Source organism: Roseibium sp. RKSG952, assembly GCF_009711355.1.
On sequence record NZ_SMMF01000933.1, the window covers coordinates 60,604 to 77,012 of the forward strand.

Here is a 16,409-nt window from a genome sequence, read left to right on the forward strand (position 1 = left end):
GCAGATCCCCATCTGCCGAAATCTGTTGGGAGATTTTCCTTGGGCAACGCTCGTAACATCGCCTTCTGGGTTGTTCTGTTCCTGCTGATCCTTGCACTGTTCAATCTGTTCAGTGGACCGGGTGGAACGCTCCAGAGCAATGAAAAAACTTATTCCGAGTTTGTCAGCTCGGTCGAGGCCGGTGACGTCAAGAACGTCACACTCGACGGTGAACAAATTCGCTACTCCACTGATACCGGCGGCAACTATGTCACGATCAAACCTACGGATGCAGAAGTGACCAAGCTGCTGATCGACAAGAACATCCCCGTACGCGCTGAAAAACAGCAGCAATCGGGTTTCCAGTCGTTCCTGATCACTCTGTTGCCTTTCCTGCTGCTGATCGGCGTCTGGGTCTATTTCATGAACCGGATGCAAGGCGGCGGCAAAGGCGGCGCGATGGGCTTTGGCAAGTCCAAAGCCAAGATGCTGACCGAAAAGCATGGCCGCGTGACCTTTGATGACGTTGCTGGCATCGACGAAGCCAAGGAAGAGCTGGAAGAGATCGTGGAATTCCTGCGCAACCCGCAGAAATTCTCGCGCCTCGGTGGCAAGATTCCCAAAGGTGCGCTGCTGGTTGGCCCTCCGGGTACCGGTAAAACGCTTTTGGCCCGCGCGATTGCGGGTGAGGCTGGTGTACCGTTCTTCACCATTTCGGGTTCCGACTTTGTTGAAATGTTCGTTGGTGTAGGTGCATCCCGTGTGCGCGACATGTTCGAACAGGCCAAAAAGAACGCGCCTTGTATCGTTTTCATCGACGAGATCGACGCCGTTGGCCGCCATCGTGGTGCCGGTTATGGCGGCGGGAACGATGAACGCGAACAGACCCTCAACCAGTTGCTGGTCGAGATGGACGGTTTTGAGGCCAACGAAGGCGTGATCATTCTGGCGGCCACCAACCGTAAAGACGTTCTGGACCCCGCGCTGCTGCGTCCGGGCCGTTTTGACCGCAACGTGACCGTTGGCAATCCCGACATCAAAGGCCGTGAGAAAATTCTGGGCGTGCATGCGCGCAAGACGCCTCTGGGCCCCGATGTCGACCTGCGCATCATCGCGCGCGGTACTCCGGGCTTCTCGGGTGCCGATCTGGCCAACCTCGTGAACGAGGCGGCGCTGATGGCCGCTCGTGTGGGACGCCGCTTTGTCACCATGGAAGATTTCGAAAACGCGAAAGACAAGGTGATGATGGGGGCCGAGCGCCGCTCGATGGTGCTGACGCAGGATCAGAAGGAAAAGACAGCCTATCACGAATCCGGCCACGCCGTTGTTGGCATGACTCTGCCGCTGTGTGATCCGGTCTACAAAGCGACGATCATTCCGCGCGGCGGTGCATTGGGTATGGTTGTCAGCCTGCCTGAGATGGATCAGTTGAACTATCACCGTGACGAGTGCGAGCAGAAGCTGGCCATGACCATGGCAGGCAAGGCGGCTGAGGTGATCAAATACGGTGAAGACCACGTGTCGAACGGTCCGGCCGGTGACATTATGCAGGCCAGCCAACTGGCGCGCGCCATGGTGATGCGCTGGGGCATGTCTGACAAGGTCGGTAACATCGACTATGCCGAAGCCCATGAAGGCTATTCGGGTAACACCGCTGGTTTCTCGGTCTCAGCACATACCAAAGAACTGATCGAGGAAGAGGTGAAACGCCTGATCCAGCAAGGGTATGAGCAAGCGCACAAAATCCTGACCGACCACAATGAAGAGTGGGAACGTCTGGCTCAGGGCCTTTTGGAATATGAGACTCTCACCGGTGATGAGATCAAGCGCGTGATGAACGGTGACTCGCCAAACGAAGGCGATGATGAAAGCGACAGCTCGGATGAGGGCAGCGCACCAAGTGTCACGGCGATTCCCAAAACCAAGGCCAAGAAATCGCCGCCGGATGGTGGGATGGAGCCTGAACCAACCACATAATTCGAAAAGACCCGGGCCTGGACCCGGGTCTTTTTTTGTTTGGCCCTTCAATTTGCAATGGATGAGTTTAGGGTGCGACCTTGAGCAAAAAAGAAAGCGAGGGAGCAGCATGCCGGTTTTGCGAAAAACGGAGTTTTCAGGCGAAGTCGTCTGGCTTGGTCACGTTCCATCGGGCAGTAACATTCGCGCCAGATCCGTCGAAGAATTGCAGCTGGGATTTGCCGGAGAACAGGGCGCGCGCCACGAAGGGGTCAACCGTGCCTCGTGCGTTCGGGTAAGGAACCTCTACCCGCAGGGAACCGAAATCCGCAATGTGCGCCAATTATCGATTCTGTCTGCGGAAGAAATGGATGCAATCGCAGCTGACATGGGGCTTGAAACGCTTGATCCAGCATTGCTGGGTGTGAGCATCGTCGTAAGAGGGATACCTGACTTTACCTATGTGCCTCCATCGTCACGTCTGCAGGCCTCGGGCGGGTTGACCGTCACAATTGATATGGAAAACCGCCCTTGCGTTATACCCGGCCGTGAAATCGAACACGAAGCACCGGGGCATGGCGCTGCGTTCAAGCCTGCTGCACAGGGTCGTCGTGGCGTCACCGCATGGGTTGAATGTCCCGGAAATCTGCGGGTTGGTGATACATTGTCCCTGTTTGTGCCGGATCAGCGTAGCTGGGCACCATAAGGCGCCGTCGTTTCCGATTTGAAACTGCTGAATGGCGTCTACGACGTTTCACGGCATGATTATGTCGGAATCTCTATCCATCGCAATTGTACACAACGGTATGGGTTGTCCAGCGCCGACGTTCAGCGTCGGTTTCGCACGGCATTCAATCAGGGACCCTGCCCAATGAGCTACAAATCCGACATCGAAATCGCCCGTGAGGCGAACAAAAAGCCGATCCAGGAAATCGGCGCAAAAATCGGCATCGATTCTGCAGACCTGCTGCCCTATGGCCACGACAAGGCGAAGGTCAGCCAGGACTTCATCAACTCGGTTCAGGACCGCGAAGACGGCAAGCTGATCCTCGTGACCGCGATCAACCCGACCCCGGCGGGTGAAGGTAAGACCACCACCACCGTTGGTCTGGGTGACGGCCTGAACCGCATCGGTAAAAACGCGATGATCTGTATCCGCGAAGCATCGCTGGGTCCGAATTTCGGCATGAAGGGCGGCGCTGCAGGTGGCGGTTACGCGCAGGTTGTTCCGATGGAAGAGATGAACCTGCATTTCACCGGTGACTTCCACGCCATCACCTCAGCTCACTCGCTGCTGTCGGCAATGATCGACAACCACATCTACTGGGGCAATGAGTGCGAGATCGACACCCGCCGCGTCGCATGGCGTCGTGTGGTCGACATGAACGACCGCGCCCTACGTCAGATCACAGCTTCTCTGGGTGGTGTATCGAACGGCTTCCCGCGTGAGGCAGGTTTTGACATCACTGTGGCGTCCGAAGTCATGGCGATCCTTTGCCTGGCAAACGACCTGAAAGACCTGGAAAAGCGTTTGGGCGACATCATCGTTGCTTACCGCCGCGATAAGACACCGGTTTACTGCCGGGACATCAAGGCCGAAGGCGCGATGACCGTTCTGCTGAAGGACGCGATGCAGCCGAACCTGGTGCAGACGCTGGAAAACAACCCGGCATTCGTCCACGGCGGCCCGTTCGCGAACATCGCACATGGCTGTAACTCGGTCATCGCGACCAAGACCGCACTGAAAGTTGCTGACTATGTCGTGACCGAAGCCGGTTTCGGTGCTGACCTGGGTGCCGAGAAGTTCATGAACATCAAGTGCCGTAAGGCGGGCATCGCTCCGTCTGCTGTTGTGCTGGTTGCAACCGTGCGCGCGATGAAGATGAACGGTGGCGTTGCCAAAGCCGATCTGGGTGCGGAGAACGTGGAAGCGGTTGTTAATGGCTGCGCCAACCTGGGCCGCCACATCGAGAACGTGAAATCGTTCGGTGTGCCAGTTGTTGTCGCCATCAACCACTTTGTCACCGACACCGATGCCGAAGTGCAGGCGGTCAGCGACTATTGCGGTGAGCATGGCGTTGAGGCAATTCTGTCGCGTCACTGGGAGCTGGGCTCGGAAGGGTCCGCACCGCTGGCTGAGAAAGTCGTCGAAATCGTCGAAGGTGGCAGCGCGAACTTCTCGCCGATCTACCCGGACGACATGCCTCTGTTCGAGAAAATCGAAACCATCGCCAAGCGCATCTACCGCGCCGACGAGGTGTTGGCTGACAACAAGATCCGCAACCAACTGCGTGAGTGGGAAGAAGCTGGCTATGGCAACCTCCCGGTCTGCATGGCGAAAACCCAGTACTCGTTCTCGACCGATCCGACCCTGCGCGGCGCGCCGACCGGCCACTCGGTTCCGGTTCGCGAAGTGCGTCTGTCCGCAGGTGCCGGCTTCATCGTAGTCGTCTGCGGTGAGATCATGACCATGCCTGGTCTGCCTCGCAAGCCGGCTGCGGAAACCATCTGTCTTAACGACGCAGGTGAGATCGAGGGCTTGTTCTAAGCCCCCAAATAAGACATCTCGTGGTCCGGGGATATCCCCGGGCCACAGGAGATTAAAATGCCCACTCTGATACCACCGCAAGACTGTCACTCGATGCAGGAATTGCGGCCTCAGATCGACAAGCTGGACCGCCAATTGATCGAATTGTTGGTTACGCGCGCAGGCTATATTGACCGCGCGTCTCAGCTGAAACCCGGCGAGGGGCTGCCAGCCCGCATCCCGGATCGTGTCGAAGAAGTGGTGCAGCGTGTGCGCAAGAGCTCGGATGAGTTGGGCATGGACCCCGATCTTGCCGAAAAGCTCTGGCGTATACTGATTGACTGGTCGATTGCCCGCGAAGAACGCGTGCTCGGCCCCGACTGAAGAACCGGGCGCTTTCCGCGCCCGATCCGTTTTTTGAAAGAAGGGATCAAAGGATGGTAGCGCAGGTTATCGACGGTAAGGCCTTTGCGGCCAAGGTTCGCGCGCAGGTGGCCGATCAGGTCGCAAAGCTGAAAGAAGAAAATGGCATCACCCCCGGTCTCGCCGTGGTTCTGGTGGGGGAAGACCCGGCCAGCCAGGTTTATGTCCGCTCGAAGGGCAAGATGACCGTCGAAGTCGGCATGAATTCGTACGAGCACAAGCTGGACGTCGATACATCCGAAGAGGATCTGCTGGCCCTGATCGACAAGCTGAACAACGATCCGGCTGTGCATGGCATTCTGGTGCAGTTGCCTCTGCCCAAGCACCTGAACGAAGATCTGGTCATTAACTCCATAGACCCCTCCAAAGATGTTGATGGCTTCCACATCTCGAACGTTGGTCTGTTGGGCACCGGGCAGAAGTCGATGGTACCTTGTACCCCATTGGGCTGCCTGATGATGCTGCGTGACCACCACGGCTCGCTGTCTGGCATGGACGCAGTCGTGATCGGCCGTTCGAACATTGTGGGCAAGCCGATGGCGCAACTGCTGCTGGGTGACAGCTGCACCGTGACCATCGCGCATTCGCGCACCAAGGACCTGCCGGACGTTGTACGCCGTGCCGACATTGTCGTCGCTGCAGTTGGCCGCCCGGAAATGGTGCCTGGTGACTGGATCAAAGAAGGCGCCACTGTCATCGACGTGGGCATCAATCGCATTGAGCGTGATGGTAAGAACAAGCTGGTCGGTGATGTGGACTATGCCAGCGCGGCTGAGCGTGCAGGCGCCATTACACCTGTACCCGGCGGTGTTGGCCCAATGACCATTGCCTGCCTTCTGGCAAATACTCTGACCGCATGCTGCCGTGCAAATAGCCTGCCAGAGCCCGAAGGCCTGACTGCCTAAAACATTTCGCCGGGCAGAGTAATTCTGCCCGGTTCCCCTTTAAATTTGGCTGATTGTTACCAGAATTATCCAAGTTTATTGCGGTTGATCACGAATGTGACTTTATCCCATAAACGGGTTTGAATGTCTGACATATCGTGATAAACACGTTATTCCAGCCAGTTACGAAGTATAAGTGCAGGTCGCCCGAGGCATCTGGGCTGGGTTTCGGAAGACCGCTTGTTAGTTTGGTATGACGTCAAAGCTACGCAAGATACTTGCCGCGTGTAGCCCTCAGAGGGTAATCGCCGGTCTCGTATTTATCCCTCTGCTTGCCTACTCTTTTCCACCCTTCCGCGAAATGGACCTGCCATTTTCCCAACGCCTCGTTTTTTGGATCGGCGTGATGATGCTGGCGGTGGCAGCGACTTGGACCTCAAAAACACTGGTAAATGGCCGCTTTGATCAGTTGGGCCGATCCATGCCAAACGTGACCTTCACGATCCTGATCCTTGCGCTCTTCACACCGTCGCTTTGGCTGCTTGCTTGGATGCTATATACCCTTAGCGGTCAGGATGCGCCGGACCTGTTGTCGGTCGGTACCTATGGGATATTGTTTAGCGCTGGACTGGTCCTGGTGAGCAGTAGCGATGTCGCCGATTCGACATCTCAGCCGGAAGAATCGATCAAACCGCGTCTGACGAACCGTTTGCCAAGTGGATTTTCCGGCCAGATCTATCGGCTGACCGTGCGTGACCACAATGTGGATGTTGTGACTTCGGATGGGACATTCACCATCAGGTCTCGATTTACTGACGCCATCAATGAGATGGAGCCTGTCCCGGGGCATTGTACGCATCGATCACATTGGGTGACGGATGCTTCTATCACCGGCACCGAGCGGATGGACGGGAAGATTTTCTTGCGACTTCAGAACGGTGATCTGGTCCCCGTGAGCAGGAAATACAAACCGAAATTGGTTGAGGATGGTTTGCTCTGAGCCGTCATCTTGGCATTGGCACGATCAGAGGCTGCGGTCCTGTCAGTATCGCTTTGGCGTCGGGTGCCATGATCTCGCTCAGAATCTTTTCAGAGCTGCGCAACCCACCTGTATATGTCCCATAGGCGGGTAAGATCATGCGATCGCTGTCCAGCAGGAAGGCAGGGCGCGTGATCGAGCGTCCTTTGACAAGAATGCGCGCTTTAGGGTGGTAGTGACCGGAAACCTCACCGCGATCGTGGGACTGCGTGATATGCCGGAACACCAGAGAATCGCAGGACCATTCGGACAGATGCGTTCCACCCAGCTCCACTGGTCCCGGATCATGGTTGCCCTCGATCCATATCCAAAGACGCCCAGCCTGAAGCGTTGAAATCTGTAGCCGTTCGTCATCAGTCAGCGAAAGAGACGCATCCAGATCGTCAAAGCTGTCGCCAAGACAAATCACTGTTCCTGCTGCGGTGTACTCAAGATCTGTCGCCAGCCGCGCAAGTGTCTCGCGGTTATCGTAAGGGGGCAGGGCGGGGCCTCCGCGCCGGACCACCCTTTCGGATTTTCCAAGATGCAGGTCTGACACACAGAGCAAATCCTGTTCCGGCCACCACAAAGCCCCTGAACCCAGCGCGCGCAGGCGCTGACCTGCAAAGGAAAACTCTAGACTGTTCATGATCCGTTCTTTGCCCGTTTGAGCAGTGTTTGCAAGAGGCAGCGTTACACTTCCGCCAAACCTGCAGTTTGCAACAGACGAGCGCTCTCTTCTGCCAATAGGCGTTCCTCGGCGGCGCCTTTGACAGGGACTTTACCGACTTCAAGGAACAGAGGTGCGGCCAGCGGTGAAACTCGATCCAGGCGCAACAGATCGATCCGATCACCGATACGTTCGATCATGGCCTCAATCCGCCCGAAATCGACTAGCCCGCGCATCGCCTCTTCACGGGTGATTTGCATCAGCAGGTGATCCGGATCGTATTTGAGCAAAGTGTCGTACAGGATGTCTGAGGAAAACGTTGCCTGCCGTCCGCTTTTGCGTTGCCCACCCGTATTTCGCTCGATCAGACCTGCAATCGTGGCCGAGGCGCGAAAGGTACGTTTCATCACCGCATTTCCTGCGAGCCAGTTCTCCAGACCATCGCGCAAGGCATCAATCTGAAACAGCGGGCGCGGGTCGGTCACAGCATCCAGCCCCCAGATCAGAGTGGCATAATCAGTTGCCACAAAGCCCAATGGGGCCAATCCTGTTTCTTCCATCCGTTTGGTGACCAGCAGCCCCAGTGTCTGCTGGGCATTGCGACCGGCGAAACCGTAGACACACAAATGTTCTCGCCCGTCGCTGGGAAAGCTCTCGATCAACAGCCTGTCACGCTGCGGTAGCTGTGAGAGGTCACGCTGCAGGGACAGCCATTGCGCTGTATGTGGCGGCAGTTGTGGCCAGTCTGACTGTGCGAACATACGAAGGATGCGATCGCTCAATTGCGTGGACGTGGCAAACTTCGTACCGGAAAAGGTGGCGATCTTGGGTTTCCGTTCAGCACGGCGGCTGACCTCGACCGTCATTTCGCGCAACCCTTCGTATCGTACGATCTGCCCCCCGATCAAAAACGTATCTCCGGGCGTCAGAGACGCGGCAAAGGCTTCTTCCACTTCACCCAGTGGCTTACCCCCGCGATTTCTTTTCAGGCGCACTTTCAGCGTGTCAGTGTCCTGAATGGTGCCCAAATTCATACGGATACGCTGCGCAGCTCTGGGGTCGCGAAGCTGCCACAGCCCATCCGGGCGTTTTAGTAGGCGCTGCCAGCGATCATAGGCACGCAGCGCATAGCCGCCGGTCGCACAGAAATCGAGACAGGCATCAAACTGAGGGCGATCCAATTGCGCATAGGGTCCCGCAGACGTCATCTCGGAAAACAGAGTATCCGCATCAAATGGCCCCGAGGCTGCAGCGATCAGGATGTGTTGGCACAGGACATCGCGTGGGCCGCGGCCGCGCGGTTCTCCATCCAGCTCATGCGCTTTTGCAGCCTCTAGCGCCGCGATACATTCCACCACTTCGAAACGGTTGGCTGGGACCAGCAAGGCTTTGGATGGTGCATTATAACGATGGTTGGCACGTCCAATGCGTTGAACCAGCCGTTTGACATTCTTTGGTGCTCCAATCTGGATCACCAGATCCACGTCGCCCCAATCGATCCCCAGATCCAGGCTGCCGGTACAGACGATGGCGCGCAGGTCTCCGCGAACCATAGCGGCTTCGACACGCTCGCGCTGTTGCCGGTCAAGACTGCCGTGATGGATGCCAATAGGCAGGGCGTCGTCGTTGGCCAGCCAGAGATTGTGAAAGAAAATTTCGGCCTGTGCGCGGGTGTTGTGAAAGATCAGTGTCGTCTTGTGTTTCTTGATTTGGTCCAACACTGCGGGGATCGAATAGGCAGCGCCACCACCTGACCATGGTGGCATCTCCTCGGTTTCCAGCATTGAGATATCTGGGTCCGGGCCGGGGTCGGCTTGCACAATTTCACAAGGGTCGGGATGGCGGGCCAGAAAGCGCGCGATTGCATCTGGATCCTCTACTGTTGCCGACAGTCCTACGCGTCGCAGCGCAGGGTTAAGTGATTGTAACCTAGCCAACGCCAACATCAGCTGATCACCACGTTTGCTTTCGGCCAGAGCGTGAATTTCATCCACGATCACCCTCTCAACGCCGCTGAACATACGGGCCGCATCCTCGTATGAGGTCAGCAGAGCCAAACTCTCGGGCGTGGTCAGCAGGATATGCGGTGGGTCGGCGCGCTGGCGTTTCTTTTGGGTGGCCGAGGTGTCGCCTGTTCGATCCTCGATGCGAATAGGTAAGCCAATCTCTTCTACCGGCACGCGCAGATTTCGCCGGATATCTGCGGCCAACGCCTTTAACGGAGAGACATAGATCGTGTGCAAACCGTTGTGTCTGCCATCAGCTAGTTCGGCCAGTGACGGGAGGAACCCAGCCATGGTTTTGCCCCCGCCAGTAGGGGCGATCAGCAACGTTGCCGGATTTTGCGCCCGGTCGAACATGTCTAGCTGATGGGGGTGTACGGACCAGCCTTTGGCGGCAAACCAATTATCAATCCGGGCGGGAATCTGCGTCATGACTGCAGATTACCCGCCCGTGATCAGAATGGCAGGGGGGAAGGTGTTCCTAGTGGACGATATGTTCTTCTTTGACGAACATGTTGGCCCATGCGCGATCGATCAGGTCCGGGTTCATCTGATAGGGGATGCCCTCGAACTCGCAGATCGAGATCATCTGATCGATCAAGAAGATCGGCTGATAATTCGCATAGATGTTGTTGATCGTCGGGTATTTGACCTTGAGCAGATGAACCAACGCCGACTCATCCAGTGGCATGCCGCGTTTACGAGCAACCATGGCAAAGATCTTCAGGAAGTTCTCCTGATTCGGACCATCGATCTTGATCTTGAAGAAGATCCGGCGCAGAGCCGCTTGGTCGAAAATCTCATTCGGGTGGAAGTTGGTCGAAAAGATAACCAGCGTATCGAACGGAACTTCAAACTTTTCACCCGACTGCAGGCCAAGAATATCTTTGCTTTCCTCAAGCGGAACAATCCAACGGTTGATCAGTGCCTGTGGCGGTTCTGCCTGACGACCAAGGTCGTCCACGATAAAGATGCCGCCGGTGGATTTCAGCTGTAGTGGCGCCTGATAGGTACGCGCTGTAGGGTTGTAGACCAGATCCAGCATGCTGAGCGACAGTTCACCACCGGTGACCACCGTGGGGCGCTCACATTGTACATAGCGCGTGTCAAAGCGTTTGCGGCGGCGAATGCTGTTAGGGTCATCCGCTTCCTGCTCAATCGCGGTGTGAACGATCGGATCGTAGACCGTAATCACCTGACCGGCATATTCGATGGCGCGAGGGACATAAACGTTGTCTCCCAGGGCATCCCGAATACCGTTTGAAATCGAAGACTTACCGTTGCCCGGAGGGCCATACATCAGGATCGAACGGCCCGCGCTGACCGCGGGGCCCAGATGGTCCAGCAGACTGTCGGGCAAAACCAGATGCCCCATTGCACCTGTCAACTGGTCACGGGTGACCTGAATATTGCGGATCGACTGGCGTTTGACCTGTTCGCGATAGACATCCAGCGGTACCGGCATTGCGCCGAAATATTCGGACTGGCTGAGCGCGTCCAAGGCACGCGCTTTACCAGCGTCGGTGAGTTGATAGCCCATCTCGTTACCGCTGTTGGCATTCAGCGTACCCGTCGCCTGCAGGAGTTTCTGTTCGCGCGCCATGTCCACCAGTTCCTGGGTAACCGCGCCCGGCAAGCAAATGGCTGAGGCGATGTCAGATACAGTATCCACATTCTTGCGAAAGATTGTTTTCAGAAGAATGTCCCGCATCATCACCAGTGGAAGCCGCATTTCACCCAAGCCCTTGGGGGCAGGGGGGGCTACAACGGAGGTCGTCTGCATGTTCATGAGCGTTGCTCGTCTATCAGGTTGTCACGTCAAATGCCCCGAACAGGGGTCGCTTGCGAAAAATTTGGCGCAGCTTTGTGGCAGGACCAAGGCGCGGGCAAGGCGTACTGATGATGGTTTAGGAGCCGTAAAATATACCTAAAATCAAATAGATGGATAAACTTCCGGCCAGGACGAACCCCATTGGGAAGCGATTACCCGTGTCCCAGCTTTTCCAATCCGGCGCGATACGGCGCAAAGCGCTGTATTTTACCAGCCGATGGGTGGTCACAGCGCCAAGGATTGACGCCGTAACGATGGCCATCAGAACCATCAGATCTCCCAGCCAGATAAAGGGTGCAGCTGATGCACAGAACTTTGCGTCACCGGCTCCCATCGCTCCCGCAGCAGTCAAAAGAATGGCAAAGAACATAACCACAGCCAGATGGAATAACTGCCACAGATAGATGGGCAGCGAAAAGGACAATGGACCGCTCTCTCCCTCAAGCCACGGTCCTGACCACGGAGGAAGTGCAAACAAACCAACAATGACAAATACCAAGGTCAGCGCCTTGACCGCATGGTTTTTGATCCGCATTTCCCGCATATCCGTGAATATCACGTAAAAGCAGATCGGCAGAACAAACGGCAAAAACCACATCGCGGCCGTTGCGGGTATTTGCATGATTTATGCTTCCTCGAGCGCGCGGAGCGAGCGAACAGCTTCGTCAAAATGCTGTGGATGAGTTGCAATTGCTTCGCGGAACAGGTTTTTGGCAGTTGTCAGGTCGCCCTGCTTTACGGCCGAAATTCCCATCGTGTTCAACAGCTGCGCGCGCTCGGCTTGCGACATCGGAACCACAGGCATTGAATAGTTGCCCTGCGCGCTGCGGGCCAGAACCAGATTGTTCTTGGCCGTGAACAGCGACTTGTCCTGGCGGATTGCTTCGGTGAACAGACGCTCGGCTTCGGCATACTGGCCGCGGCTCAGCTTTGAATAACCCCAGTTATTCATAACGCCCGCCGGGCGCGTTGTCAGGCCGACGGCCGTTTCATAGAAGTGATCGGCGCGTTTCCAGTCTTTGCTGGAGTCCGCAACTAGTGCCTCCAGTCGGTAGCGCTGGAACGTCTCATAAGTGGGGGGGACCGCATCCAGAGCGGCCTTGGCGCGCTTCCACTCGCCGCCGCGAACCAACGCATCTGCGTATTCGACTTTGTCGGCGTTGGTCGCACCCTTCATATCTAGAACGCGTTTCCACGCGACCGCCGCTTCGGTGTTGCGCTTGGCACGTGTCAACGAAATGGCCAAACCACGCTGAAGGTCGATGCGGTCCGGGTTTTTACTGGCAGCGCCAAGAAAATAGGTGACCGCCTCGTTGGGGTCGGCAGCGCTCAGCATCACATCGTTCAGGTTGGTTTCGTCGATGACGTTCACTTCCTGGAAAGTGCGTTCAACTTTTTCTTCTTCGGTTTCTTTTGCGCAGGCGGAAAGAACCAGCCCACACGCCACTGCTGTCGGAATCAGGAATAGTTGGCGCATTTTTTGCGTCCTTTTACTGCTCTCGCCTCTGTTACTGGGTTTTGCGAAGCACGAACGCACCGTTGCCCCGCTGTTCCAGCGTATATTCTTGTTCTTGAGGGGTATTATTAACAGGATTTTCCATTTTTGCGAGTGCTAACCGCAGATTGTCACGGATTGCGTCACTTTCGCCATTGTCCAGGGCGTAGGCCCTTTGAAAGACCTGCGACGCCTCGGGATACTGACCGGTTTCCATCAGCAACACGCCCAGATTATTCCACGCCACAGGCCAGTCAGGCTCGTCTTCCACGGCGCGACGTAAAAGCGTTTCCGCCTGGCCCAGACGCCTGAGGCCCAGATTCGCTGTCCCAAGCGAAGTCAGGATTTGAGGGGTCATCCCCTCATCCAAAGCAGCGCGGGTAAAGGACTCGAGCGCCAGCTCATATTCCCCTGCGGCCATCAGCCTGTTTCCGACGGTTAGCTCGTCCGCGGCTTCGCCCTTTGGGTCGACTCCGGGAGGGAAAGGGCCGTTGTTCAGACCGGTGTCAGTGCAAGAAGCCACCATGGTAAGAACCACGGTGGCCAAGATTGGAAAGTTGCGAAACACCCTGATAAAGACTCCTGTAGCAGGCCTAACGAAGGGATTAGAGTCCCGAGTCCACCCCGCCGCCTTTTCCGAACTCCATGATGCCTTTTGCCGATGGACCGACCAGAATGATCAGAAGCGGGGGGACCGTCAGCATCATTGTGGCAAGTGTCATTTTGGTTGGCAACTTGTTCGCGGCTTCTTCGGCGCGCATCACGCGTTTGTCACGCATTTCGCCGGCATAGACCCGCAGGGCTTCGGCAATCGATGTACCAAATGCTGCCGATTGGATCATCACGGTTACAAATGCACTGACATCCTGCACTCCGCAGCGGGTTCCGAAATCACGCAGAACCGTATCTTTGTCCTTACCGGCCTTCATTTCGTATGCGACCACTTCGAACTCCTGCGCGATATCAGGGTAAGAACTTTGCATTTCCGCCGCCACTCGAACGATCGCCTGATCCATCGACTGACCCGCTTCGACACAGACAAGCATCAGGTCAAGTGCATCCGGGAAGCCCGCCGTAATCGCCTCCTGGCGCTCCGCGACACGTCGGGTAATCCAGTATTTCGGGATGAAGTAGCCGATACCGCCCGGGATCAGAACGCGCATCGCCATCTGTTGACCAGTAAGCTCTTCTTCTCCGCTGGAGAACACTGTGATCAGCAGCACGCCGATCAACAGACCGGCAATGGCCAGGGCGAACTGGGCAAAGTGGAAGAACCGCACCGCGTCTTTGGACTGATAGCCGGCCTGACGCAGCTTGAGTTGCATAGCAGACAGATCGTCTTCGTTCTGCGGCTCAAGAAAACTCGAGAATTTTTCGAGATTTTCGTTCCGCCCAGAGTTTCTGAGCTGGTCCTTTTTACTCTTTTTTTCTTTCTTCGGCGCTGTATTCGAGCGCTGTAGCTTTTTCAGCGGGTCTTCGGGCTGATTCAGCATCAGCGGTACAGTCACCAGGATCATGAACAGACCTAAAACCCCGACAACGATAAGGGGTCCGAATTCACCCAGCTGATCTGTCAGCATGTCGTTTACATAGGTCAAGAATTCCATCGGTGACTCCTCAGACCTTAATGTTGGTCAGAATTTTCATAACGATCACGTTCAGCGTCAGCATGATGCCAACGAAGAAGCAGGCCGGAATGAAGTATGGTTCATCTATGACCGTGTCATAGTAGTTCGGATCCTTTACCAGGATGAATACCAGACAGACCAGCGGGAAACCGGACAGAAACTTACCGGACCATTGGGCCTCGGCGGTGATCGCTTTGACGCGTCTGAACAGACGAAAGCGCGCACGAATAACCTGAGCAAGCCCGGCCAGAATATCGGCAAGGTTACCACCGGACTGTTGTTGGATAGCGACGGCAACGGCCAAAAATCGCAAATCCTGCATGCCCAGACGTTCGGCCATATCTTTGAGAGCTTCACCCACGCTCCGGCCATATGCACATTCATCTGCAATGACGCCGAATTCCGTGCCCAAGGGATCCTGTACTTCGTTGGCAACAATTTGAACCGAAGATATGAACGGGTTACCAACGCGCAACGACCGAACCATGAGTTCCACGGCATCGGGCAATTGCTCTTCCATGAGCGCCATACGCTTTTTGGCTTTACTGTTCACCCAAGCATATACAGCGCCGATGCCGATGGCGACCGAGATAGCTGCCCGCAAGACAGTATCGGCAGTGGTGCCAATGCTCAGCCCCATGAAGGCCAGACCAGACAACAAAGCCATGATCATGATCAGTTGGCGGGGACTGAAGGCGATAGCCGCTTTCTGGGCCTTGTCAGCCAGCAACGAGTAGAGCGGGATGCTCTGCGACTTCATGTGCTGCTGCATTTCCTTGCGCAGCTGTTCCAGTACCTGCTCACGCCCGACGCCTTTGTCGAGCATATCCAGCCGCCGGTTGACCCGGCTGTTCAAGCTGATCGATTTGCCAAACGCCACAAGGTAGATACCTTCGACCAGGAGCAAAACTCCGACGAAGATCACGACATAGATAAGCGCCTCTACGGGCAGTTGCATATCCGGATCTCCTACACTGTGGTGGGTTCGTAGATCGACGAGGGCAGATCAAAGCCCCACAGCCGGAACCGCTCGGAATAGTGGCTGCGTACACCTGTCGCGGTAAAGTGACCGATGATCTTGTTGTCTGGAGTCAAGCCAACGCGTTGAAAACGAAAGATTTCCTGCATGGAAATCACATCGCCTTCCATACCGGTGATCTCGGTGATCGAGGTCATCCGACGCGAGCCGTCCTGCAAACGGCTGGCCTGCACGATCAGGTTCACAGCCGATGAGATCTGGCTGCGGACCGCTTTGATCGGCATCTCGATACCGGCCATCGCGATCATGTTCTCCAGACGTGAGATACCGTCGCGGGCCGAGTTGGCGTGAATTGTGGTCATTGATCCGTCGTGGCCGGTGTTCATGGCCTGCAACATGTCGATAACCTCAGCGCCACGCGTCTCGCCCACGATAATGCGGTCAGGACGCATACGCAGGGCGTTTTTCAGACAGTCGCGCGGGCTGACTTCACCTTTGCCCTCGACGTTGGGCGGGCGGCTTTCCATTCGGCCCACATGGGTCTGCTGCAGCTGAAGTTCCGCCGTATCCTCAATTGTCAGGATACGTTCAGCATCATCGATGAAGCTGGACAAAGCGTTGAGAGTGGTTGTTTTACCAGAACCCGTACCACCCGAAACGATAACGTTCAGACGGGTCGAGACGGCTGCTTGCAAATACGCGGCCATTTCTTCAGTGAACGCACCGAAATTGACCAGGTCATCAATGCCAAGCTTATCTTTCTTGAACTTACGAATGGAAACAAGAGAGCCATCAACCGCAATCGGCGGCACCATCGCGTTGAAACGCGAGCCATCTGCAAGACGGGCGTCAACATAAGGGTTTGATTCATCGACGCGACGACCCACAGCGGATACGATCTTGTCGATGATCCGCATCAGGTGCTTTTCGTCTTTGAAGGTAATGTCGCTGACTTCCAGCTTGCCGAATCTTTCGACAAAGATCTGTTGCGGGCCATTGACAAGAATATCGTTGAC

The 16,409-nt window shown here is 56.0% G+C and carries 15 protein-coding genes; 6 read left to right on the top strand and 9 right to left on the bottom strand.

Annotated features, from left to right (window positions below; genetic code table 11):
- The first annotated feature begins 39 nt into the window (after nt 1-39).
- From ftsH to E1297_RS25595, 6 genes are all read left to right on the top strand, one after another.
- Complete coding sequence (gene ftsH / locus E1297_RS25570; RefSeq protein ID WP_155143324.1) at nt 40-1,956, top strand: ATP-dependent zinc metalloprotease FtsH; 1,917 nt, start codon at nt 40-42, stop codon at nt 1,954-1,956.
- A gap of 109 nt (nt 1,957-2,065) precedes the next feature.
- Nucleotides 2,066-2,641 carry a sulfurase gene (locus tag E1297_RS25575; RefSeq protein ID WP_155143325.1) on the top strand — a complete coding sequence of 192 codons (576 nt, stop codon included), beginning with the start codon at nt 2,066-2,068 and terminating at the stop codon, nt 2,639-2,641.
- A gap of 165 nt (nt 2,642-2,806) precedes the next feature.
- On the top strand, nt 2,807-4,483 hold the full coding sequence (locus E1297_RS25580) for a formate--tetrahydrofolate ligase (protein WP_155143326.1): 1,677 nt from the start codon (nt 2,807-2,809) through the stop codon (nt 4,481-4,483).
- A gap of 57 nt (nt 4,484-4,540) precedes the next feature.
- Nucleotides 4,541-4,846, top strand: coding sequence for a chorismate mutase (locus tag E1297_RS25585; protein WP_155143327.1), 306 nt, complete (start codon nt 4,541-4,543; stop codon nt 4,844-4,846).
- Between the two features lie 53 nt (nt 4,847-4,899).
- Nucleotides 4,900-5,790, top strand: a complete 891-nt coding sequence (gene folD / locus E1297_RS25590; RefSeq protein ID WP_155143328.1) for a bifunctional methylenetetrahydrofolate dehydrogenase/methenyltetrahydrofolate cyclohydrolase FolD — start codon at nt 4,900-4,902, stop codon at nt 5,788-5,790.
- Between the two features lie 385 nt (nt 5,791-6,175).
- Nucleotides 6,176-6,769 carry a LytTR family DNA-binding domain-containing protein gene (locus E1297_RS25595; protein WP_209015995.1) on the top strand — a complete coding sequence of 198 codons (594 nt, stop codon included), beginning with the start codon at nt 6,176-6,178 and terminating at the stop codon, nt 6,767-6,769.
- Between the two features lie 4 nt (nt 6,770-6,773).
- Here E1297_RS25595 and pdeM read toward each other — a convergent pair whose 3' ends face one another.
- The 9 genes from pdeM to E1297_RS25640 all read right to left on the bottom strand — a co-directional run.
- A complete protein-coding gene (gene pdeM, locus E1297_RS25600; protein ID WP_155143330.1) occupies nt 6,774-7,436 on the bottom strand; it encodes a ligase-associated DNA damage response endonuclease PdeM in 663 nt (220 codons plus the stop codon).
- Between the two features lie 44 nt (nt 7,437-7,480).
- On the bottom strand, nt 7,481-9,892 hold the full coding sequence (locus E1297_RS25605) for a ligase-associated DNA damage response DEXH box helicase (protein ID WP_155143331.1): 2,412 nt from the start codon (nt 9,890-9,892) through the stop codon (nt 7,481-7,483).
- A 49-nt stretch (nt 9,893-9,941) separates the two neighbouring features.
- Complete coding sequence (locus tag E1297_RS25610; RefSeq protein WP_155143332.1) at nt 9,942-11,249, bottom strand: ATPase; 1,308 nt, start codon at nt 11,247-11,249, stop codon at nt 9,942-9,944.
- Between the two features lie 118 nt (nt 11,250-11,367).
- The gene (locus E1297_RS25615) at nt 11,368-11,913 is read right to left on the bottom strand and encodes a prepilin peptidase (RefSeq protein ID WP_155143333.1); all 546 of its coding nucleotides are present in this window, start codon (nt 11,911-11,913) and stop codon (nt 11,368-11,370) included.
- 3 nt (nt 11,914-11,916) lie between these two features.
- Nucleotides 11,917-12,768, bottom strand: a complete 852-nt coding sequence (locus E1297_RS25620; protein WP_155143334.1) for a lipopolysaccharide assembly protein LapB — start codon at nt 12,766-12,768, stop codon at nt 11,917-11,919.
- A gap of 31 nt (nt 12,769-12,799) precedes the next feature.
- Nucleotides 12,800-13,207 carry a tetratricopeptide repeat protein gene (locus E1297_RS25625; protein ID WP_209015997.1) on the bottom strand — a complete coding sequence of 136 codons (408 nt, stop codon included), beginning with the start codon at nt 13,205-13,207 and terminating at the stop codon, nt 12,800-12,802.
- A 184-nt stretch (nt 13,208-13,391) separates the two neighbouring features.
- The gene (locus E1297_RS25630) at nt 13,392-14,393 is read right to left on the bottom strand and encodes a type II secretion system F family protein (RefSeq protein WP_155143335.1); all 1,002 of its coding nucleotides are present in this window, start codon (nt 14,391-14,393) and stop codon (nt 13,392-13,394) included.
- 10 nt (nt 14,394-14,403) lie between these two features.
- Entirely contained in the window at nt 14,404-15,372 is a 969-nt protein-coding gene (locus E1297_RS25635; protein WP_155143336.1) for a type II secretion system F family protein, read from the bottom strand.
- A gap of 11 nt (nt 15,373-15,383) precedes the next feature.
- On the bottom strand, nt 15,384-16,409 hold a 1,026-nt coding region (locus tag E1297_RS25640; RefSeq protein ID WP_155143337.1), incomplete at its 5' end, for a CpaF family protein.